The organism is Actinomycetota bacterium, assembly GCA_030774015.1.
GTDB lineage: Bacteria > Actinomycetota > UBA4738 > UBA4738 > JACQTL01 > JALYLZ01.
In genome coordinates, this window is the sequence record JALYLZ010000117.1 from 21,066 (window position 1) to 40,582 (window position 19,517).

The following is a 19,517-nucleotide window of genomic DNA, read 5'->3' on the forward strand; positions in this document are numbered from 1 at the left end:
TCCGGCCTAGTCTGGGCGTCGCAGGAACCGCAGGTCGCCCTGGCGCCGGGTGACGCCGCGCTGGTCGAACCATTCCAGCAGTGGCAGCGCGTACTTCCGGGACGTGCCCAGCTCCTCCCGGAACGCGCTCACCGTGACGCCGGTGGCGCCGGTTCGGCGGAGCACCTCCTCCGCCCGGCGGACGAGCTCCGGGGTGAGGACGATGTCCGGCGAGACCCGGACGATCGCGCCGGCCCGGCCCGCCGCGTCGACGACCTCGCGGGAGAACCCCGAACGGACCAGCTCCGGAACGCTGGGTGGAGCGGTTCCGCCGGCGGCGACCGCCTCCACCAGCCGGTCCACCTCCTCCCGGCGCTCGTCCAGCGCCACCCGGTGCGAGGACAGCCGGACCTCGGACCCGCTCCGGTGCAGCTTCCCCGCCTCCACGAGGTCCTCCACCAGCGCCTCCACCAGGCCAGGGTCGGCGCCGCGCCCGGCGCGTTCGAACGGCTCCGCGGCGGCGGAGCGGGCCAGGGACAGGTCGGTGCCCTCACGGAGCGGGTGCTCGGCGTGGAAGCGGCCGATCGCCCCGGTCACCGCTCCGGTCACGCCCTCGTACAGGTCCTCGCTGACCCACCACGCGCCGGCCCGCCGCGCGCCCGGGATGTGCTGCGGGCTCAGCCCGACCAGCACGACGAGGTCGCTCGCCCGGATCGCTCCGCGTTCCCGCACCAGCAGGGGCGGAAGCTCCTCGCGGGTCGCTCGCTCCCGGGCCCCAAGGCGGCGTTCCGGCTGCGGCCCCGGGCGCATGGGCGGCTCCGTGTCCAGCACCGTGCCGCCGGCCACCGTGGCCCGCCGCCCCGCCTCTCGCAGCACGAACCGCTCGTGGACGTCCAGCACCACCGGGGCGGAGAGGCGGATCCGGGCGAACGCGCCGCCCTCGCCCGGATAGAACCGGATCCGTGCGTCGCGCTCGGCCGAGCCGGCGTAGAGCTTGTACGCCCCCCGCGCGGACAGGGCGTGGTCCAGCCCGCGGATCGGCGTGATCCTGGCCTCGAACACCGTGGTCGGCCTCCATTGCCCCGGCAGCCCGATCACGTCGCCCCGTTCGAGCTGCTCCCGTTCCACCCCCACCAGGTTCGTGGCGACGCGGGACACCGGCCGGGCCGAATCGATGGCCAGCTTGTGGGTCTGGAGCCCCCGGATGCGGGCCCTGGCCCCCACGGGGTACACCTCGATCTCCTGCCCCACCCGGAGCGGCCCGCCGGCCAGGGTCCCGGTGACCACCGTGCCGGCGCCCCGGATCGAGAAGACCCGGTCCACGAACTGGCGGGGGCGACCGGCCTGCTCGGGTGGCGGCGCGGCGGCGACCAGATCGTCCAGCGCCGCCCGGAGGTCGTCGAGCCCCTCGCCGGTGAACGACGAGACCGGCACGATCGGCGCTCCCTCCAGGGCGGTCCCGGCCAGCCGCTCCCGCACTTCCTCCACCGCGATGTCCAGGGTCTCCTCGTCCACCAGATCGCGCTTGGTCAGCGCGACGACGCCGCCGTGGACGCCCAGCACGTCGACGATGGCCAGGTGCTCTTCGGACTGCGGTTTCCAACCCTCATCGGCGGCCACCACGAACAGCACCAGCCGGACCGGCCCCACGCCGGCCAGCATGTTCCGCACGAACCGCTCGTGGCCGGGGACGTCGACGAAGCCGACCTCGCGGCCCGATGGAAGGGTGGCCCACGCGAACCCGAGGTCGATGGTGAGCCCGCGGCGCTTCTCCTCCGCCAGTCGGTCGGGGTCGATCCCGGTCAGGCGCAGGATAAGCGCAGACTTGCCGTGGTCAACGTGGCCGGCCGTGGCCACCACCTGAGGCTCGTCCGGGGCTGGCTCGGGCGACTCGCCGGGCCGGGCGGCCCGCTCCGCGGTCACGGCCGGCCGAGGGCGTACCGGACGGCCCGGGCCAGCTCCTCGTCGTCCGCCGGTTCCACGGTGCGGAGGTCGAACAGCAGAACGCCCTCCTCCACCCGGCAGAACACGGGTGGCCTTCCCTGCCGGAGCCGCGCCGCGAGCACTTCCGGCCGGTCCACCGGCAGGGCCACCGCCCACGACGGCACTCCGTAGCCGGGAAGCGACCCGCCGCCCGCCACGGCCTCGGACCGCCGGACCTCCGTGCCGTCCAGGGCCGCGGCGACCGCTTTCGCCCGCTGCCGGATCGTGGTCGCCGGGGTCCGGAACATCCGCCACACGGGCAGCTCGGCCCACCGGTCGTTCGCGTAGGCCCGGAGCACGGCCTCCAGCGCGGCCACCTGCATCTTGTCCACGCGCAGGGCCCGGGCGATGGGATGGCGCCGGAGCCGCTCCACCAGGTCGGCCCGACCGAGCAGGATCCCGGCCTGCGGCCCGCCCAGGAGCTTGTCGCCGGAGAAGCACACCAGGTCGGCGCCCTCCGCCAGGGCGCTGGTGGCGGGGGGCTCGTCCAGCGGCACACCGGCCAGGGGGTGGAGCAGGCCGGAGCCCAGGTCGTACAGGAACGGCACCTGGGCCCCTGCGGCCAGCGCGGCCAGGTCCTTGGCCGCTGGGGACTGGGTGAACCCGATGACCCGGTAGTTGCTGGGATGGACCTTCAGCACCAGCCCGGTCTTCGGCGACAGGGCGTTGCGGTAGTCCGCCAGCCGGGTCCGGTTGGTCGTCCCCACCTCGACCAGCTTCGCCCCGGAGGCGGCCATGATGTCCGGCAGCCGGAACTCGCCCCCGATCTCGATCAGCTCGCCGCGCGACACCAGGATCTCGCGCCGCCGGGCCAGCGCCGTCAGCGCCAGGAGCAACGCGGCCGCGTTGTTGTTGACCACGAAGGCGGCCTCGGCCCCGGTGATGGCGATGAGGAGCGCCTCGGCCCGGGTCGTTCGCTTCCCGCGCTTGCCGGTCTCCCGGTCCACCTCCAGGTCCGCGTAGCCCTGGGCGGCGCGGGCGGCCGCCCGGACGGCTACCCGGGGAAGGGGAGCCCGTCCGAGGCCGGTGTGCAGGATGACGCCGGTGGCGTTGATGACGGGGGACAGGCCGAACGCGGTCCGGGCGGCCAGACCGACGGCACGGGCCATGAGCACGTCGTCGGTGGGCGGGTCGATTCCCCGGGCGGCGTCGGCGCGGGCCGCGTCCAGCACTCCCTGGACGGCCCACTTCACCAGAGGCCGGCCGAACCGTTCGGCTCCCCGGCGTCCCGGCGGAGAGCGGAGCAGCGCGTCGACCGACGGGATCCGCCGGAGGGGGTCGTTGCCGCGCGTGGTGCTCGCCATGCCGGGTGAGCGTATACCGGAGCCGCCGCGCGGCGGTCGGACGCGGGTCAGCCGACGGAGATCGAGCAGCTGTTCTTCGTGGGCGTCAGCTGGACCACGGCGTCGATGGACCGGTTCGCCGTCACCGTCAGGCTGGCCTGGCACCGGTCGGTGGGCGGACCGAGGTGGTCGCAATTCCCGCCGCAGATCCGCTGGTACGAGTGGAGGGAGTACGTCCCCGTGGGCAGGTCCCGGGTCAGGCCGTCCTGGGGGACCTTCCCCTCGAACACGACGCCGGAGCCGTCCGTGATCTGGACGTAGCCCACGGATCCCTCGATGTACAGGGGGCCCTGGATGGACTGGGTGACGTCGACGTGTCCGACGGGGGGCGGGCTGCCTTCGGCCGGCTGTGTCGCCTTGGCGCACGCGGCGGCGGTCATTCCAAGAACGAGGCTCGCGGCGATGATGAGGTGCCGTCTCACGGGCTCTTCGACGATCCGTTGCGGCAGAACGGTTCCCGCGACGAGACCTACAGCCCGAGGTTCCTGGCGATGATCATGCGCTGGACCTCGCTGGTGCCCTCCACGATCCGGAGCATCCGCACGTACCGGAAGATGCGCTCCACCGGGCCCTCGGCCAGCAGGCCCATCCCGCCGAAGATCTGCACCGCCCGGTCGGCGACACGGTTCACCATCTCGGTGTTGTGCAGCTTCACGATGGAGGACTCCTTGATGGGGTACTCGCCCTGGTCCACCAGCCAGGCCAGGTGGTAGGCCATGAGCCGGGCGGGGTGGACCTCCACCGCGGAGTCGGCCAGCATCCACTGCACGCCCTGGAACTTCCCGATGGGCTTGCCGAAGGCCTCCCGTGACTGCGCCTGCTCGGTGCAGATGCGGATGAGGTAGTCGGCGATGCCCACGCACAGGGCCCCGATGTAGGCGCGGCCCGCGTTCAGGAACCGCATGGCCGAGCCGAACCCGTAGCCGACCGAGCCGATGACGTGGTCCTCGGGGATCCGGCAGTCCTCGAGGATCAGCTCGGCCTGGTTGGTGTCGCCCGCCAGCGTCCGCTGGTTCCGTCCCACCAGGAATCCCGGCGAGCCCTTCGGGACCAGGAACGCCGTGATGCCGCCGTTCGCGCGCTTCTCCCGGTCGGTCACCGCGAACACCACCGACACGTCGGCGTGCGCGCCGTTGGTGATGAAGTGCTTGCGGCCGTTCAGGACCCAGCTCGAGCCGTCCAGCACGGCGCTCGTCCGGATGGCCTGGGCGTCCGAGCCCGCACCCGGCTCGGTCAGCGCGAAGCACATGGTGGTCTCGCCCCGGCACAACGAGGGGATGTATTTCTCCCGGAGGTGATCGGGGAGGTCCATGAGGATGGGGTTGGGTGCCGCGGGGTTGGGCGGTCCCAGCACGAAGCTCGCGAACCGCATCCCCGAGGCCGCGCCCGCCTCCACCAGCAGGGTATAGCCGAGGTTCGACAGCCCTCCGCCCCCCACCTCCTCGGGCATGTACGCCGCGTAGAAGCCGAGGTCCGCGCTGCGTCGCCGGAGGCCCAGGCCGGCCTTCGCCATCTCCTCGTCGAACGTGTCCTCCTGGAAGCGATCCGTGTAGTGCTCCTCGACGGGGCGCACCTCGCGTTCCAGGAACGACCGGAACGAATCGAGGAGCTGCCGAATGTCCTCGGGGACGGAGAAGTCCATGGGCGCTCACTGTAGTCGGGCCCGGGCCGCATGAACGACCGGTTGCGGGGTAGGTCAACAAGGAAGAGGCATGCAAGCGGGAAGGAGGGAGCCCATGACGATTCTGGTTCGACATGCCATGACGGAATTGCCCCAGACGATCAAACCTGGCATGACGGCGGGCGACGCGGCCGCCCTGATGAGGGAGCTCGACGTCGGCGTGATCCCCGTGGCCGAGGGCGGGAAGCTACTCGGCCTGGTCACCGACCGGGACCTCGCGATGCGGGTACTGGCGGAGCGCAAGGACCCCACCGAGGTGGCGGTCGGCGAGATCATGACCCGCTCGCCGGTGACGGTGACCCCGGACATGAAGCTGTCCGAGGCCCGGGACCTGATGGCGGAGCACAAGGTTCGCCGTCTTCCCGTGATGAAGGGCGAGGAGATCGTCGGCATCCTGTCGCTCGGCGACGTGGCGCAGGCGGACGCCTCCGGCCGCGCCGTCGGCGACACGCTCGAGGAGATCTCCGAGTCGGACTCGACCCTCGACGTGGGCGGTGGTCCCGATCGGGGCACGCCCGATCGCGTGATGGGGGCCAGGAAGACCGGCACCGAGGGCTAGCTTCCTTCGATCCACTCGAGACACACAGGGCATTCGCCCGGCAGACCAGAGCCCGGCGGCGTCACGTCGCGGGGCTCCTTCGCGTCCGCGTGCCACAATAGGGCCCTCCGTGGACACCGAAGAGCAGGCGGCCGACCGCAGCGCGTTCTCCTCCGCCACCGAGGCCTGGATGGTGCGGGGGGGCGGCATCGACGTGATCGTCGAGCAGCAGGGCCCCTTCGCCACCGAGGCGATGACCCTCAACATCGGCCCGCAGCACCCCTCCACGCACGGGGTCCTGCGGCTGGTGCTGGAGCTGGACGGGGAGCGGATCGCCCGGGCCGAGCCGGTGATCGGCTACATGCACCGCGCCGCGGAGAAGCTGGCCGAGGTCCGCGACGCCCGCCAGACCCTGGTCCTGATGAACCGCCACGACTGGCTCTCGGCGTTCAACAACGAGCTGGGCTGGGTCATGGCGGTGGAACGGCTGGCCGGCATCGAGGTCCCGGAGAGAGCTCAGTGGATCCGGACCATGATGGCCGAGTGGAACCGGATCCTGAACCACCTGATGTTCTGCGGCTCGTTCCCCTTGGAGCTCGGCGCGATGACGCCGATGTTCTACGCGTTCCGCGAGCGGGAGATGATCCAGGACCTCATGGAGTCATGCACCGGGGCACGGATGCACCACTCGTATGCCCGGGTGGGAGGGCTGAAGGACGACCTGCCGCGGGGATTCGTCCAGCATTCCGCGGAGGTCCTGGCCTGGGTCCGCAAGAAGCTCCGCGACTTCGAGACGCTCATCCTCGGCAACGAGATCTTCGTCGCTCGCACCAGGGGAATCGGCGTGCTGCCGCCCGAGGTGGCGGTGTCATACGGCGCTTCGGGTCCGGTGCTGCACGCGTCGGGCGTCCCGATGGACCCGCGGAAGGACGAGCCCTACGAGAAGTACGCGGAGGTCCAGTTCGACATCCCGGTGGGCCGAAACGGGGACGCCTACGACCGGTTGTGGGTGCTGGTCCAGCGGATGTGGGAGTCCTGCAAGATCATCGAGCAGTGCATGGACCGGCTTCCCGCCGGAAGCTACCGGGCCTCCGGGCTGCCGAAGACGGTGAAGATCGACGGTGAGGTCTACGTCCGTACGGAGAACCCTCTGGGGCTGATGGGGTACTATCTGGTCGGGAACGGGTCCAAGTTCCCGTACCGGCTGAAGATGCGGACCGCGTCGTTCTCGAACGTCTCGCTGCTCCCTTCCCTGCTGGAGGGGAACCTGCTCCCGGACCTCATCGCGATCATGGGGAGCATCTTCTTCGTGGTCGGCGACATCGACCGGTAGCCCTTCAGACGCCTCAGACGCCTCAGACGCCTCAGACGCCTCAGGGCTCGAGCTCGCTTGCGGCCCGGAGCCACGGCGGCTGTGGCAGGCTCGCGGTGGCCAGCACGAGCCACCGCAGCTGGCCCAGCCCCGCCGGGTCGGTGAGGAGCGCGGCTTCGTTCCGCTCGCTCCATGCCCGGACGGCCTCCCGCCCGGCCAGCCGGGTCAGCGCGTCGACCTGGGTGCGGCGCCCACGTTCCGACCACGCCCCGAACCCGAGCGACGTCAGCGCGGACCGCTGCGACACCTGGCCGAGCACCTGAAGCCCGAGGTCGCCGGCCCGTCGCTCCAGCGCGTCGAACACCACCCCCGTCGTGATGTCCGCGCTGCCGGGATCACGCAGGACGTCCTCGACCACGCGGTGGTCGCGGTACCCATGGGGCGGCGTCGCCCCATCCCGCCATGCGTAGTCGATGAGCAGGACGTAGCCGGTCCCGAGGAAGCGCGCGATGCGTTCGAGCATCCGTAGCGCCGTCCCCTGGATCACGGTTTCCTGTCCGGGTCGAAGATGCGGCTCCGGGAACCCCTCGAACAGTGTGGTGTCGCAGGACACCTCCACCTCCACCAGGCCCCCGGCGCCGACGCCCACGCACACCTCCACCGGCCCGTGCTCCGTCCCGCGGACCCGATGGAAGGGAAGGTTGTCGAACAGCTCGTGCGCCAGCACGCACCCCGTCACGTTCTGCTTCACCATCTCCGGTCCCGACGCGACGTGAACGGGGAGCCCGACCAGCTGTGCCCTGGCCCCCGAGCTTCGCTCGACCGCCGTGTACTCGACGGCCATGTCGGCCAGGGCCGCCAAGAGGTGGCGAGCGAGCGTCCCGTCGCCGGCCCCCACCTCGACGATGCTGAGCTGGGGCGGGCGATCGAGTGCCTCCCAGAAGGACCGGATGGCCCGGCCCAGGAGGCTCCCGAACACGGGATGGACGTGAGGGCTGGTGACGAAATGGCCACCCTCGCCGATCGGGTGCTCGCTCTCGTAGAAGCCGCCCCGCCCGTACAGGGCCATCTCCATGTACTCGGCGAACGAGATGGGCCCGTGGTCCCGGATGGCCGCGAGCACGGCCTCTCGCACCCGGTCCGACATGGCCCCAGAGTACGCGCTGTCTGCCCGATGCCCAGGTCGGCGACAATGCCTTCGTGCAGAGCGAGAGCCGGGATGTCCCGCCCGAGCCCCAGCCCGCGGCGACCGTGGTGGTGGCGCGTCCCGGACGGGGCGGCGTCGAGGTCCTGGTGCTCCGCCGGGCCGCCGGCAGCCGGTTCGCGCCCGGCTTCGTGGTCTTCCCGGGCGGGGTCGTGGACCCGCGGGACGGCGACCTGGCAGCCCGGTGGTTCGGGGATCGGTCCGAGGAGTTCCGCGCATGTGCCGTTCGCGAGCTCGCGGAGGAGGCGGGCCTTGTGGCGACCTCGACGGGGCTCCGTCCGATGGTCCCCGGGGAGGACCCGCTCGTCGCGATCAGCCAGGCACCTCCGTCCGTCGAGGCGCTGCCGGAGATGGCGCGGTGGGTCGCGCCGGCGTTCCTGTCGGTTCGCTTCGACGCCCGGTTCTTCGCCGTCGCCGCGCCTGCCGGGACGGTCGCTCGGCCCGACGGCGTGGAGATCGACCACGCGGAGTGGGCGCGTCCGGCCGCGGTGCTGGAGGGGCATCGCCTCTACGAGTCGATCATGTGGCCCACGTACCGAACGCTGCAACGGCTGGCCGGCTGCGCGAGCGTCGAGGAGGTGCTGGCGCTGCGGGTCGAGCAGGAACCGCCTCCCATGCCGGGGCGGGCTCGGTCGCCCGAATGGACCGAGCTGGAGGTTCCTGAGGGGTCGGCCAACCGTGGGAGCGATGGAGCCGGCCGGCCGGGAACGGACCAAGGTGCGGAGGCCTCGGCTTGATGCGGGTGGTTCGGGTTCTCGCGAACAACCCCGGTCCGTTCACCCTCGAAGGGACCAACACGTGGATCGTGGGGGAGCGGCCCTCCCTGGTCATCGATCCGGGGCCAGACGACGAGACGCACCTCTGGGCCGTGGCCAGGGAGGCCGGAGACGTCGCCGCCATCCTGGTCACGCACGCCCACCCGGACCACGCGCCGGGCGCGGACGCGCTGTCCCGACGGGTGAGCGCGCCCGTCATGGCGTTCCGCCCGGGACCCGGCCAGGAACGGCTGCGGGACGACCAGGTTGTCGAGGCCGATGGAGTACGCCTGCGCGCCGTGCACACTCCGGGCCACACCGTGGACCACGTGGTGCTGTGGGCGGTCGCTCAGCGGGCCCTGTTCACGGGCGACGCCGTGCTGGGGCGGGGAACGAGCGTCGTGGATCCGCCGGAAGGGGATCTCGCCGCGTACCTTCGTTCGCTCCGCCGGATGCAGGCCCTCGCGCCTCGGGTGCTGTACCCGGGCCACGGTCCCACGGTCTTCGACGCTGCGGCGAAGCTGAACGAGTACGTCGACCATCGGGCCATGCGGGAGCGGCAGGTCGTCGAGGCCCTTCGGGCCGGGCCGCGGACGCCGCGCGAGATCGTCCCCGGCATCTATCAGGACTACCCGCCGGAGATGTTCCCGGTGGCCGAGCGCCAGGTCCTGGCCCATCTGCTGAAGTTGGAGCGGGAGGGAAGCGCGGAGCGGACGGGGACCGGGGACGGCGCCGCGTTCGAGCTGGTGGGCGACCGGCGGTGCGATCGATGCGGTCGGCCCGCCATGTCGCGTTCGCGCCTCTGCCGCAGCTGCAGCCTGGACGCGCTCCAGGAACCACCGGAACCGCCGTCGGGCCAAGAAGGGCTTCCGGAACCAGAGAGTTCCTGAAAGCAGGAGGCCCACCAGCCGGAGGTACACCAGCGGAGGCCCACCAGCGGAGGCCCCACCAGGCTGACCCATCGGGATGAACGCGAACCTTGGATGCGCCGCCACGCTGGGCCGTTCTTGTCAGTGGGGGGTGCTACGTTTCCGATCGGACCGGTCCGGCGGCGGCGCGACGGGTCCGCATCCCCCTCGAGAGTCGATGTATGTGCGTGCTCGAAAGGGGGTGAGAACCTGGCGAACCCAGGCGACATGACGAATACGCGCCCACGGCTGGGTCGCTCGGGCCCACGGCGCTCGAGATCGGCGCACGTTCCGGGAGCCCTTGAGCGGTGGGAGCTCGACCCTGCTGGTCGTGCCCGCCTTCGGTGGTTCGGGGACGGTCAAGCCGTCCTACACCAGGGCGACTCCGGCTCGGAGCTCCACGTGGTCCGATCCGGTGCGGTGGTCGTGACGGCGGTTTGCGCGTCCGGCCGCGAGGTCGTGCTGGGGCTGATCGCGCCTGGGCAGGCCTTCGGTCAGGCTTCGTTGGCGGACGGACGGCACCGGGGAACGGCACGGGCGTTCGGGCACTCGCTCATCGAAACCGTGGACGTCGGGAGGCTCGCATCCCGGCCCGGTGGAACGCCGCCCCGCGACCCCGCCTGGGCGCGGGCGCTCGCTTCGCGGTGCGACGCGCTGGAGGAGTGGTTGGCCGACCTGGTGCTCCTCGACGTGCCGGCACGGCTGGCGAGACGACTGTGCGCGCTGATGGGCGCCTTCGGCCGTCACCGAGCGGAAGGCATCCTCATCGACCTGCCGGTGACGCAGGCGCAACTCGCTGCCCTCGCCGGCGCCACTCGGGAGTCGGTGAACCGGGCTCTCGCGGGCCTGGCGGCGGATGGGGCGATCCAGCGAGTGGGCCGACGGTATCTGGTGACGGATGAGGCAGCCCTGCGCTGTGTCGCGGCAGAGACCGAAGACCAGCTGTCCCGCCTTTCCCTCGCCCCGTCGACGCGCTGAACCCGGGCCGCAAGGCCGACGGGCTCGATCGCTCCGCTTCGGGTGGGGCCCGCTGGTAGGCTGCGCCGAGCCGGGGCCGACTGGTCCAATCCGGCGTTTCCGGTTCCGGAGGCTCCGTGTTCGGAAGGATCCTGGTCGGTACCGATGGCTCGGAGACCGCGAAGCTTGCGGTCGCGCATGCGGCGCACCTGGCCGCCGCGCTCGACGCGGAGCTCATCGTGGCCACCGCGCACGGAGGTCGCGGCCAGCGCCGGCAGGGTTCGCCTCCCGCTTCGGATGATCCGCAGGCCGCCATTGCAAGGGCTCTTCTCAGAGACGCGGCGCACGCCCACGGCTCGACGGTTCGGCTGAAGGCCGTCGCGGTCGCCGGTCCGCCCGGGGAAGCGCTCGTGGAGTTGGCCGCCCGGGAAGCGGTCGACCTCGTGGTCGTCGGGAACCGCGGGATGGGCCGCGCCGCGTGGGCTCCCCTGAGCAGCGTGCCGGACCGGGTGTCCCATCGAGCCCCGGTCTCCGTCCTCATCGCGGACACCATGGGCGGGCGCGCCCCCGGGTACCGGCGGATCCTGGTCGGAACGGACGGATCTTCCAGCTCGCAGCGAGCGATCGATGCGGCGGTTTGGCTCGGGGAAAGGACGGGGGCGGAGATCGCCGCGGCGACGGCCGCGGATGACGAGGCGGCCGGCACGTCAGCCCTCGAGCCGGTGCGATCCCGGTGGCCCGGCCTGATCACGCTCGTCGCCCACGGACCCCCTGCCACCGCGCTCGTCAACCTGGCAGAATCAGGACGGTACGATCTGGTGGTCGTGGGGAATCGAGGGATCGCTGGTCCGCGGCGCTTGCTGGGCAGTGTCCCCGACCGGGTTGCCCACGAGGCGCGCACCAGCGTGCTGATCGTGGCAACTGGTTGAGGCAGCACGAGGGCCCGTCAGAATGCGGTCCCGGAGGGCGGGAGAGAAGGGAGCCACATGGCCAGAGGAGGTCCGGAAGCCCTCGGCGACGTTCCGCTCTTCGCGGGGCTCGCGAGGAGGCATCTGCGCCACATCGCCGGCCTGACCGAGGAGGAGAGCTTCCCCGAGGGCGCGACGCTGGCGGAAGAGGGAAAGCCCGGTGAGACGTTCCACATCATGCTGGAGGGCGAGGCGAAGGTCACCCGGGCCGGCCGGAAGATCAACCGGCTCCTCCCCGGCGACTTCTTCGGCGAGATCGCGTTGATCGACGCCGGCCCGCGAACGGCCTCGGTCATCGCCGAGACCCCGGTGACGACGCTCACCATCGACCGGAAGCGATTCCAGAAGATGCTCGAGGAGGATTCGAGCATCGTCGTGGCCATGCTGGAGGAACTGGCGAAGCGGCTGCGCAACAACGAACGCTCGTTGACCGCGTGACGGCGGCCGGCCGCCCATGAGTATCCATCCTCCCCCTGCTGTGGGGCGTCCGGGCTCCAGGCCGGCCCAGGACGACGCGATCCTGTTCGCGGTCATGGACGACGTCCGGCACACGCTCCGCACGTTCTGGATCGACCCGGCCCTCCGGAGCGTGTCGTCGTCCCCGGTCTTCTTCACGGCCGCGTGGGCGGCCACCAAGCCCAACATGACGCGGAGCTTCGCCCTGGGGACGGAACGGGTCCGCCTGGCCGCGATCGACGCGGTGCAGTCCATTCCGTCGCTTCGGTCCACCGACCCGCCTTCGAATGGATCGTCGCTGGAGACGCTTGGCGGGGCTGAGCGTGAGCGACTGATCCGCACGGTCCAGGCGGTGCACCATGCTTCCGCGAAGGTCGCGGTGATCCTCCACGCCTGGACGGCGCTGGCCCTGCGACGACGGGTTCCCGGGACCGGACAGGAAGAGCCGCCGGCCAAGCGCGGGATCCCTTCGTGGCAGGAGGGGCTCGGCACGATGCCCCGTTCCCTGCCCTCGGAGGCCGAGGCCCTGGTGGACGACGCCACGATCGATCTGGGGCTCTCCACCACCCCCACGGCGCTCCACGCCATCGGGACGTGGCCTCGCTACCTCGAGGAATCCTGGCGGCGCCTCATTCCGGCCACCCGGTCGGTGCAATGGACCGAGGCCATCGGCCGGTTGCGCCGCTCGGCGTCCGATGTCCTGCGGTCGCTGCCACACCCCATGGACCTCCAGTGGGACGTGCTGGCCCGGCGGGGTCTGAGCGAGGAGCGGCGGGAGGCCCTGGCGGATCACCTGGCCGCCCTCGGGGCCGCCATGCCGGTCAACATGCTCGTGGCCGCCCACCTGTGGGTGTCGTTGGGCAGCCCGGAGCCGCCGGGGGAGGGCTGATGGCGTCCGATAGCCCGCCGGCGTAGCCATGCGCGCGGAATTCTATCGGGGCGAGGATGCAGACACGCCGGTCGGGGTGGCCCGGCTGGACGGCCCCCGCGTCGACATCCATTCCGGCGACGCCGCCGTGCGGGCGGCGATCGCGCGCATCTTCAGGCTCACGCCGGTCGTGGTGGACGACGCTTCCCTGCGACCGCTGGGCTCGAGCGGCGAGGCCATGCTGGAGCCAGGCAGCCTGGAGTGGTTCCGGGCCGCGGCGGTCCGCCGCGCCGCCGACGAAGGGCTGTCGGTGCGGCTGGTCCCCGAGGCCAAGGGGCACGGCGGGTGGGACCCGGCCTCCGCCTATCGCACCTTCCAGCAGTCGGTGGACCGGCTTCTGGCCGGCTCACCGCTCGAGGCCGAGCCGCAACCGGGAGAGTCTCGCCCGGAAGCGCTCCCCGAAGCCCACCACTGACCGTCGACTAGGCGGAATGCTCTTTCGCGGCCAGGTACGCCTTCCCGGCCTCGCAGAAGCTCCGGAAGTCGCACCACCGGCATTGTTCGCCCGGGGTCGGGTCGAAAGCTCCGGCTGCCATTCCGCGCAGTGCGGCCATCACCCGCTCCCGCGTTCGCCCGGGGTCACCGGCCGGTCTCGTGTCCTCCTCCCCCGAGGACAGGTAGAGGTACGTCAGCGTCAGGTCCCGCGGGTCCTTGCCGAACGCCTCCACGCAGGCCAGGGCGTACAGGTCGAGCTGGAGCCCCGCCAGCGGGTCCTCGGCGGCCGGTTTCCGTCCCGTCTTGTAGTCGACGACCTCCCAGGGCCCGCCGGGCGTCCCGTACACGGCGTCGATCCGGCCGCTCACCACGCCGCCGTCGACGCTCAACACGAACGGCCGCTCGGCGTACAGCGGGACGGCATCACCGAACCGGCTGGCCAGGAAGGCCTCCCGGAGCCGCTCGAGCTTCCCGGGTTCGCCGGACAGCTCCTCGGCGGTGAGGTCGGGCTGCTCCTCCATCTCGATCAGCGTGGTCTGCCCCGTCGAGCGGCGCTGGATCCAGTTGTGGATCTCGGTTCCGATGCGGGCGGCCGGCCCGCTGAACCGAGGAAGCGGCCGGACGGCCGACCAGTAGAACAGCTTGGGACAGCGTGCGTAGTCGATGACGCCACCCACCGAGATGCTCGGCGGGACCCACGGCGGGACCGGTTGTTCCCGTTCACGTTCGACGAGGTGACGGGCGAGCGTGCGGTTCCCGTCCGCCGCCGCCTCCAGCGACTCGCGCTCCGCCGCGGACAGCTCCGCCCCCGCGGCGTCCGGCGCGCTCCCGGCTTCCGCCGCGCGTACGGCCGCGGCCCGCCATCCCTCGGGGAACAGCTCGTCCTCCTCCCGCGGCAGCGCCCGCCCGGGCCAGTCCTGGACGAAGCGCTGGCGGTACCCGATCAGAGGGTTCTCCTCCTCGATGTCGGGCCCCCGGTCCACCATGGCCTCACCGCTCTCCTCTCCCCACGCGGCCAGTTCCTCGAAGAAGTCGCTCGGGTTCTTGGGTTTCTGGGTCTCTCCGTACCAGTGGGCGCCGGTCACCACCAGGCGCTTTCGGGCTCGGGTCAGGGCGACGTAGCAGGTCCGGCGCTCCTCGATCAGCTCCTGCGCCTTCAGGGCCTCCCGGAAGCGTGCCAGCACGCCGTCGAAGCGCGGGAGGATCTCGGCGTCCCCGCGCAGTTCGAAGTCGAGCGACTTGCCGCGCTCGGCCGGGTTCTGCTGGATTCGGTTGCTGGGCATGAGGTCCTTCGCCAGCCCGGGCACGAACACGTTGCCGAACTCGAGCCCCTTGGCCTGGTGGATGGTCATGACCTTCACGGAATCCGCGTCGCTGGGCTGGACGGGCGACCACTCGGGCCGGTCGCTGGCATCTACCGCGTCCACGTAGTCCAGGAAGGCCCGCAACGTCAGCTCGCCCTCGACCGGAGAGAACGCGTGGACCTCGTCCAGGAACGCGGCCAGGTTCCGGCGCCGGGCCGTGGCCACCCCCGCGTCGGGGCTGGCGTCGAGCTCGGCCAGGATCCCCGTCCGCCGGATGACCTCCGCCAGGAACTCCCCGACCGGGCGACGGGCCTCCTGCCGGAGGGCCGCCAGCTCGCGTCGAAACCCCTCCAGGCGGGTTCGCCCTTCCTCGGAAAGCCCGGCAGTCTGGTCGAGGTGGTCGAGGGCCTCCGTGAACAGGAACGGCATGGCCTCGCCCTCCTCGGTCCCGCGGACGCCGTAGTTGCGCTCCTTGGCCCACGCCGCCACCCGTGCCAGGTCCTTGTATCCGACCCGGTATCGAGGGCCCAGGAGGATCCGGGCCAGGCTCACGCTGGCGTTCGGGTCCGCCACCGCCCGGGCGTACGCCAACACCTCCACCACCTCGGGCAGCTTCAGCAAGCCGGTCAACCCTGCCACCTCGACCGGGATGCCGCGCTCGGCGAAGGACTGCTGGAGCGCGAAGAAGAGCCTGCTGGTGCGGCACAGCACGGCGCAGCTCGACCAGCGCTCGCCGGCCTCGTGCAGCTCCACGATCCGGCCGGCGATCCACCTGGCCTCTTCCCACTCGTCGCCGTGGCGAACCACCTCGATCACTCCGGCGCCGTTCGGTTCCCATGCCACCAGCCGCTTGTCCGGGTCCGGGCGCTGTTCGGGCGGGAGCGGCGCGATGATCCGGTCGGCCGCCGCGAGGATCCGGGCTCCCGAGCGGAAGTTGGTGTACAGGGGGAGCTTCGCCGGCGGCGAGCCGTCGGCCCGGGGGAACTGCCGCTGGAACTGGAGCAGGTTGAACAGGCTGGCCCCCCGCCACGCGTAGATGTTCTGGTCCGGATCGCCCACGGCGGTGACCGGGAAGCCGTCGCCGAACAGGCCGGCGATCAGGCGGGCCTGGGCCACGTTCGTGTCCTGGTACTCGTCGAGGATCGCCGTGGCGAACCGGGAGCGATACTCCTGGACCACGTCCGGGCGCTCCTCCACCACGCGAAGGGCCAGCGCGATCTGGTCGCCGAAGTCGATCACGCCGAGGTCTCGCTTCAGCTGGTGGAACACCTGGGCGGCCCGGGCCAGCTCGATCCGCTCGTGCGCGGCGAGATAGGCCCGGTCGCTCCGGTACGCGGAGAGCTGCTGCATCCGGCCCTGGTTGAACTGGATCAGCCGGTCCAGGTCGACGCAGTGGTCGGCGGCCTGGTCGGCGAGCTCGAGGATCTTGCCCACGACGCTGGGCTGCCACTCCGCGGCGATGTGGTCGAAGGTCATCCGGTCGAGCACCTGCGCGCACAGCTCGGCCCGCTGGGCCGGCGAGAGGACCCGCTGGCCGGGCTCGATGCCCACCATCAGCCCGTGCCGCTCCACGATCTGCGCGGCGAACCCGTGGTAGTTGAGGATCTCGGGCTCCTCGCCCTCGGCCAGGTCGAGGTGGGCCAGGGCGCGGCGGACCCGGAGCATCAGGTTCTCGGTGGCCTTGTTGGTGAAGGTGAGGCACAGCACGTTCCCGGGGAGGACGCCGGTGTCCTGTCCTCGGCCGTCGATCCGGCCCAGGGCCACCAGCGCCAGGTACACGATCCGGGCCGCCATGACCGAGGTCTTGCCGGAGCCCGCCCCGGCCACCACCACGTACGGCTCGAGGGGCATGGAGATGGCGCGCCACTGTTCGTCGGTGGGCTCGGCGCCCATCGCGGCCGTGATCTCCTTCGGAATGCCCAGCGCTCCGGCCGTCATCGGCCTGTCCTTCCCTCGATCTCCGGGAACAGGGGAGACCCCTCCGGCCACAGTGGACACAGGGTCTTGAAGTCGCAGAACCGGCAGTTCGCGGCGGGGTCGGGGCGGTAGACGTCGCCTTCCATGAGCCTGCCGATCCGCCCGATCAGGCCGCCCAGGCGTTCTCGCATGCCGTCCCGGTAGGAGGCCACGTGATCGGGCGAGGGCATCCATTCCAGCTTGGCCACCCGGCCAGGCTCGTTCCACCGGCCCCGAAGAAACGCCAGTTGCACGGCCCGGATGGGACGGAACGGAGCGAGCTCGGGCGCTTCGTCCACGGCCAGGTAGTAGATCCCGAGCTGGAGGTTCTCATCGGCGTTCCGGGCGTTCTCGATCTTGCCGGTCTTGTAGTCGGTGATCCGGTTCCCGCCCGCGGTGATCTCGCCGATGCGGTCGATGTAGCCGGTCACGGTGGCGCCGCCGAACTCGAACTCGAACCGGACCTCCCGCGCCAGCGACTGATTCCGTTCGTAGTCCCGGTACCAGTTCGGGAGCATGGTGCCGGTCACCAGGCGCCGGAACGCCTCCGACACCGCGAAGGAGGGGAACTCCTCGGGACGCCAGCGGTCGTGGGCCGCCTGGAGCAAGGCCTCCAGCGAGTGGGGGATGGCTCCCTCCTCGTACTCCTCGATCAGCTTGTGGACGAGATGGCCCACCCATGCGTGATAGCCGGACGGGGGGCCGAGCCCGAGCTCCTCGGACAGGACGTACTGGAGCTCGCAGTTCTCCAGGGTGTCCAGGCGCGAGAACGAGACCCGGACGCGGTCGTGGAGGGGATTTCCGGTGTCGGTCCAGTCCCGCTGGAACCACCAGGCGGACGGATCGGCGCCCAGGGCCACGAGCCCCTCCAGCGCGGCCAGGCGTTCCGCGCGGGCCCGCCCCGGATCGGCCAGGGTCCGGCGCCACGTGGAGGCGGCCTCCGCCACGGTCAGGGGGTCGGTGGAAGGGTCGCCCGACAACGCGTTCCACCTGACCCCCAGCTCGTCCACGAACCGGGACCTCGCCGTGAGGTCCGGGTCTTCCTGGGCGGTGCTGGCCGTGAAGACCACCCGCCGAGCCGCGCGGCCCACCACCACGCGGAACAGCCGGCGCTCGTCGGCCAGCCGGAGCCGGTTCCGCTCGGACTGTGGGATCTTCCGTCCCAGCACCGCGAGGTCGAACATCGGCTCGGGGCGGGACAGGCTGGGGAAGTTGCCCTCCAGGGCCCCCACCACGACCACGGTGTCGAACTCCTGGCCCACCGACCCGTGTGCCGTCAGCACCCGGACCGCCTCCGGCTCCCGCCTGCCGCCGGTCCCGTACCCGGGCCCTTCCTCGCCCGCCTCGATCACCTCGAGGAACGCCTCCAGCGTGGGGTCGGCCGACGAGCCGGCGGCGGCCACCGCGTCCGCGAACGCGACCACCGCGTCGAGGTCCCGCCGTGACTCCGGGTCGCTCTCCGCCCGCTCGACCAGCCGGCGGGCGAACGGCAATTCCCGCCACAGGACGCTGAACGTGTCCAGGACCGAGTCCCGCCCCCTGGCCTCGGCCGCAGCGAGGACGTCCCGGAGGGACTCCACCTCCTCCGCCGGTTCCCGGCCGAGCGTGTGGCCGTGCGCGAGGGCTCGACCGGCGGGGTCGCCCGCGCCGCGGGTCGCCCGGACCAGCGCCCGGGCCTCCGCCGGGGCCAGGCGGGCCAGCTCGGAGGTCAGGATGGGCTCGATGAGCGTGTCACGCTGATCGGGCCGGGCGATCCACCGGAGGGCCAGGACGAACGGGTAGGTGGCGGGCTCGGCCAGCAAGGAAACGCCGCGCTCGGGCACGAACCGAGGGATGGCCCCGTCGTCCAGCGCCCTGAGCAGGCCGCCCAGGTGGCTCCCGCGGCGGCGCACCACCACCGCCAGCCGGCTCCAGGGGACGTCCTCCTCCACGTGGACCCGCCGGAGCTCACGGACCACCGCGCCGTATTCCTCCGACACGTGCGGGGTCAGCCAGGCGTCGAAGCGGAGGTCGGGCCCGCGATGCCGGGTCTCGAGCGACGTGTGGCTGGCGGCCGGGACGCGGGTGGTGAACTCCCGCAGCGGCACGTCGGTGGTTCCCTGGAACGAGAACACGTGCCCGTCCGGGTCCCCGGCCACGACCAGGCTCTGCGGAGCGAGCCCCACCAGGAGCGCCTCCCCGGCGAACGTGGCGTCCTGGTAGTCGTCCACCAGGACGTGGTCGTACAGGGGAGGCTGGCCCTGGACGGCCGCCGCCGCCTGCTCCACGAGCCCGGCGAAGTCCACGGAGTTCTCGGCGTCCAGGACCTCGAGGTAGCGCCGGTAGAACCCGGCCAGCTCGAGCCACCCGGTGAGGCCGGAGGCCTCTGCCTTCTTCGCGATCTCCTCCGGCGCCAGCAGCGCTTCCTGGGCCCGCAGCAGGAACTGGCGGACCTGGTCGGCGAAGCCCCGCAGGCCCAGCATGGAGCCGTAGCTGGGCCAGCCGGCCCGATCCTCTCCCTGGAGCAGCTCCTGGACCTTGGCGAAATGATCGGCGGCGGACAGGATGGTGGGGGCCGCCGCGTAGTCCAGGGCCTCGTAGCGTCTGGACACCACGTCGTAGGCCAGACCGTGCACCGTCGTGACCCGCAGGGTGGGCAGCGAGGCCCGCAGCCGGTCGAACAGGGCGCTCCGGGCCTCCGCCCGAGCTCGCGCCGACCCCACCACCAGGACCACCCGCTCCGGGTCGGCCCCCTCCTCGATCAGGCGGGCGAACCGCTCCCGGAGCACGGCTGTCTTGCCGGACCCGGGTGGGCCGGTGACCAGCATCGG

Annotated in this window: 16 protein-coding genes and 2 pseudogenes; 10 read left to right on the top strand and 8 right to left on the bottom strand. The window is 71.8% G+C overall.

Going from position 1 to position 19,517, the window contains the following annotated elements:
- Nucleotides 1-6 precede the first annotated feature (6 nt).
- From selB to M3Q23_11450, 4 genes are all read right to left on the bottom strand, one after another.
- Entirely contained in the window at nucleotides 7-1,902 is a 1,896-nt protein-coding gene (selB, locus tag M3Q23_11435) for a selenocysteine-specific translation elongation factor (protein ID MDP9342679.1), read from the bottom strand.
- Complete coding sequence (selA, locus tag M3Q23_11440) at nucleotides 1,899-3,266, bottom strand: L-seryl-tRNA(Sec) selenium transferase (GenBank protein ID MDP9342680.1); 1,368 nt, start codon at nucleotides 3,264-3,266, stop codon at nucleotides 1,899-1,901. The genes selB and selA overlap by 4 nt, the downstream gene beginning before the upstream one ends.
- Before the next feature lie 47 nt (nucleotides 3,267-3,313).
- Nucleotides 3,314-3,685, bottom strand: a complete 372-nt coding sequence (locus tag M3Q23_11445) for a hypothetical protein (GenBank protein ID MDP9342681.1) — start codon at nucleotides 3,683-3,685, stop codon at nucleotides 3,314-3,316.
- Nucleotides 3,686-3,774: 89 nt separating this feature from the next.
- Nucleotides 3,775-4,947 (bottom strand): acyl-CoA dehydrogenase family protein, encoded by a 1,173-nt coding sequence (locus tag M3Q23_11450; protein MDP9342682.1) that lies wholly within the window; start codon nucleotides 4,945-4,947, stop codon nucleotides 3,775-3,777.
- Nucleotides 4,948-5,098: 151 nt separating this feature from the next.
- Here M3Q23_11450 and M3Q23_11455 point away from each other — a divergent pair, with 151 nt between their 5' ends.
- Both M3Q23_11455 and M3Q23_11460 read left to right on the top strand, forming a co-directional pair.
- Complete coding sequence (locus M3Q23_11455) at nucleotides 5,099-5,545, top strand: CBS domain-containing protein (GenBank protein ID MDP9342683.1); 447 nt, start codon at nucleotides 5,099-5,101, stop codon at nucleotides 5,543-5,545.
- A 109-nt stretch (nucleotides 5,546-5,654) separates the two neighbouring features.
- Complete coding sequence (locus tag M3Q23_11460) at nucleotides 5,655-6,857, top strand: NADH-quinone oxidoreductase subunit D (GenBank protein MDP9342684.1); 1,203 nt, start codon at nucleotides 5,655-5,657, stop codon at nucleotides 6,855-6,857.
- 40 nt (nucleotides 6,858-6,897) lie between these two features.
- Here M3Q23_11460 and M3Q23_11465 read toward each other — a convergent pair whose 3' ends face one another.
- A complete protein-coding gene (locus M3Q23_11465; GenBank protein ID MDP9342685.1) occupies nucleotides 6,898-7,983 on the bottom strand; it encodes an SAM-dependent methyltransferase in 1,086 nt (361 codons plus the stop codon).
- A 53-nt stretch (nucleotides 7,984-8,036) separates the two neighbouring features.
- Between M3Q23_11465 and M3Q23_11470 the strand changes: the two genes are divergently transcribed.
- The 7 genes from M3Q23_11470 (at nucleotide 8,037) to M3Q23_11500 (ending at nucleotide 13,427) form a co-directional block, all read left to right on the top strand.
- A complete protein-coding gene (locus M3Q23_11470; protein MDP9342686.1) occupies nucleotides 8,037-8,777 on the top strand; it encodes an NUDIX hydrolase in 741 nt (246 codons plus the stop codon).
- A 5-nt stretch (nucleotides 8,778-8,782) separates the two neighbouring features.
- Nucleotides 8,783-9,685 carry an MBL fold metallo-hydrolase gene (locus M3Q23_11475; GenBank protein MDP9342687.1) on the top strand — a complete coding sequence of 301 codons (903 nt, stop codon included), beginning with the start codon at nucleotides 8,783-8,785 and terminating at the stop codon, nucleotides 9,683-9,685.
- Between the two features lie 420 nt (nucleotides 9,686-10,105).
- Entirely contained in the window at nucleotides 10,106-10,681 is a 576-nt protein-coding gene (locus M3Q23_11480) for a Crp/Fnr family transcriptional regulator (GenBank protein MDP9342688.1), read from the top strand.
- A gap of 116 nt (nucleotides 10,682-10,797) precedes the next feature.
- Nucleotides 10,798-11,589: a universal stress protein gene (locus M3Q23_11485; protein MDP9342689.1), complete on the top strand. Its 792-nt coding sequence runs from the start codon at nucleotides 10,798-10,800 to the stop codon at nucleotides 11,587-11,589.
- Nucleotides 11,590-11,646: 57 nt separating this feature from the next.
- A complete protein-coding gene (locus M3Q23_11490; protein MDP9342690.1) occupies nucleotides 11,647-12,066 on the top strand; it encodes a cyclic nucleotide-binding domain-containing protein in 420 nt (139 codons plus the stop codon).
- Between the two features lie 40 nt (nucleotides 12,067-12,106).
- Entirely contained in the window at nucleotides 12,107-12,973 is an 867-nt protein-coding gene (locus tag M3Q23_11495) for a hypothetical protein (GenBank protein MDP9342691.1), read from the top strand.
- 28 nt (nucleotides 12,974-13,001) lie between these two features.
- Nucleotides 13,002-13,427: a hypothetical protein gene (locus M3Q23_11500; GenBank protein MDP9342692.1), complete on the top strand. Its 426-nt coding sequence runs from the start codon at nucleotides 13,002-13,004 to the stop codon at nucleotides 13,425-13,427.
- A gap of 7 nt (nucleotides 13,428-13,434) precedes the next feature.
- Here M3Q23_11500 and M3Q23_11505 read toward each other — a convergent pair whose 3' ends face one another.
- Nucleotides 13,435-16,689, bottom strand: a complete 3,255-nt coding sequence (locus M3Q23_11505; protein ID MDP9342693.1) for an ATP-dependent helicase — start codon at nucleotides 16,687-16,689, stop codon at nucleotides 13,435-13,437.
- Nucleotides 16,686-17,654: a PD-(D/E)XK nuclease family protein gene (locus tag M3Q23_11510; protein MDP9342694.1), complete on the bottom strand. Its 969-nt coding sequence runs from the start codon at nucleotides 17,652-17,654 to the stop codon at nucleotides 16,686-16,688. Before M3Q23_11510 ends, M3Q23_11505 begins: the two co-directional genes overlap by 4 nt.
- Between M3Q23_11510 and M3Q23_11515 the strand changes: the two are divergent.
- Nucleotides 17,555-17,836: pseudogene (locus M3Q23_11515) on the top strand (hypothetical protein). The gene M3Q23_11510 and the pseudogene M3Q23_11515 sit on opposite strands and share 100 nt — an antisense overlap.
- On the opposite strand, the pseudogene M3Q23_11520 reads toward M3Q23_11515, so the two are convergent.
- A pseudogene (locus M3Q23_11520) lies at nucleotides 17,820-19,514 on the bottom strand (ATP-dependent helicase). The pseudogenes M3Q23_11515 and M3Q23_11520 sit on opposite strands and share 17 nt — an antisense overlap.
- Nucleotides 19,515-19,517: the final 3 nt, after the last annotated feature.

Coding starts and splice junctions, on each gene's coding strand:
- selA (MDP9342680.1), bottom strand. CDS start 3,266: ATGGCGAGCACCACGCGCGGCAACGACCCCCTCCGGCGGATCCCGTCG.
- M3Q23_11445 (MDP9342681.1), bottom strand. CDS start 3,685: ATGACCGCCGCCGCGTGCGCCAAGGCGACACAGCCGGCCGAAGGCAGC.
- M3Q23_11450 (MDP9342682.1), bottom strand. CDS start 4,947: ATGGACTTCTCCGTCCCCGAGGACATTCGGCAGCTCCTCGATTCGTTC.
- M3Q23_11455 (MDP9342683.1), top strand. CDS start 5,099: ATGACGGCGGGCGACGCGGCCGCCCTGATGAGGGAGCTCGACGTCGGC.
- M3Q23_11465 (MDP9342685.1), bottom strand. CDS start 7,983: ATGTCGGACCGGGTGCGAGAGGCCGTGCTCGCGGCCATCCGGGACCAC.
- M3Q23_11490 (MDP9342690.1), top strand. CDS start 11,647: ATGGCCAGAGGAGGTCCGGAAGCCCTCGGCGACGTTCCGCTCTTCGCG.
- M3Q23_11500 (MDP9342692.1), top strand. CDS start 13,002: ATGCGCGCGGAATTCTATCGGGGCGAGGATGCAGACACGCCGGTCGGG.
- M3Q23_11505 (MDP9342693.1), bottom strand. CDS start 16,689: ATGACGGCCGGAGCGCTGGGCATTCCGAAGGAGATCACGGCCGCGATG.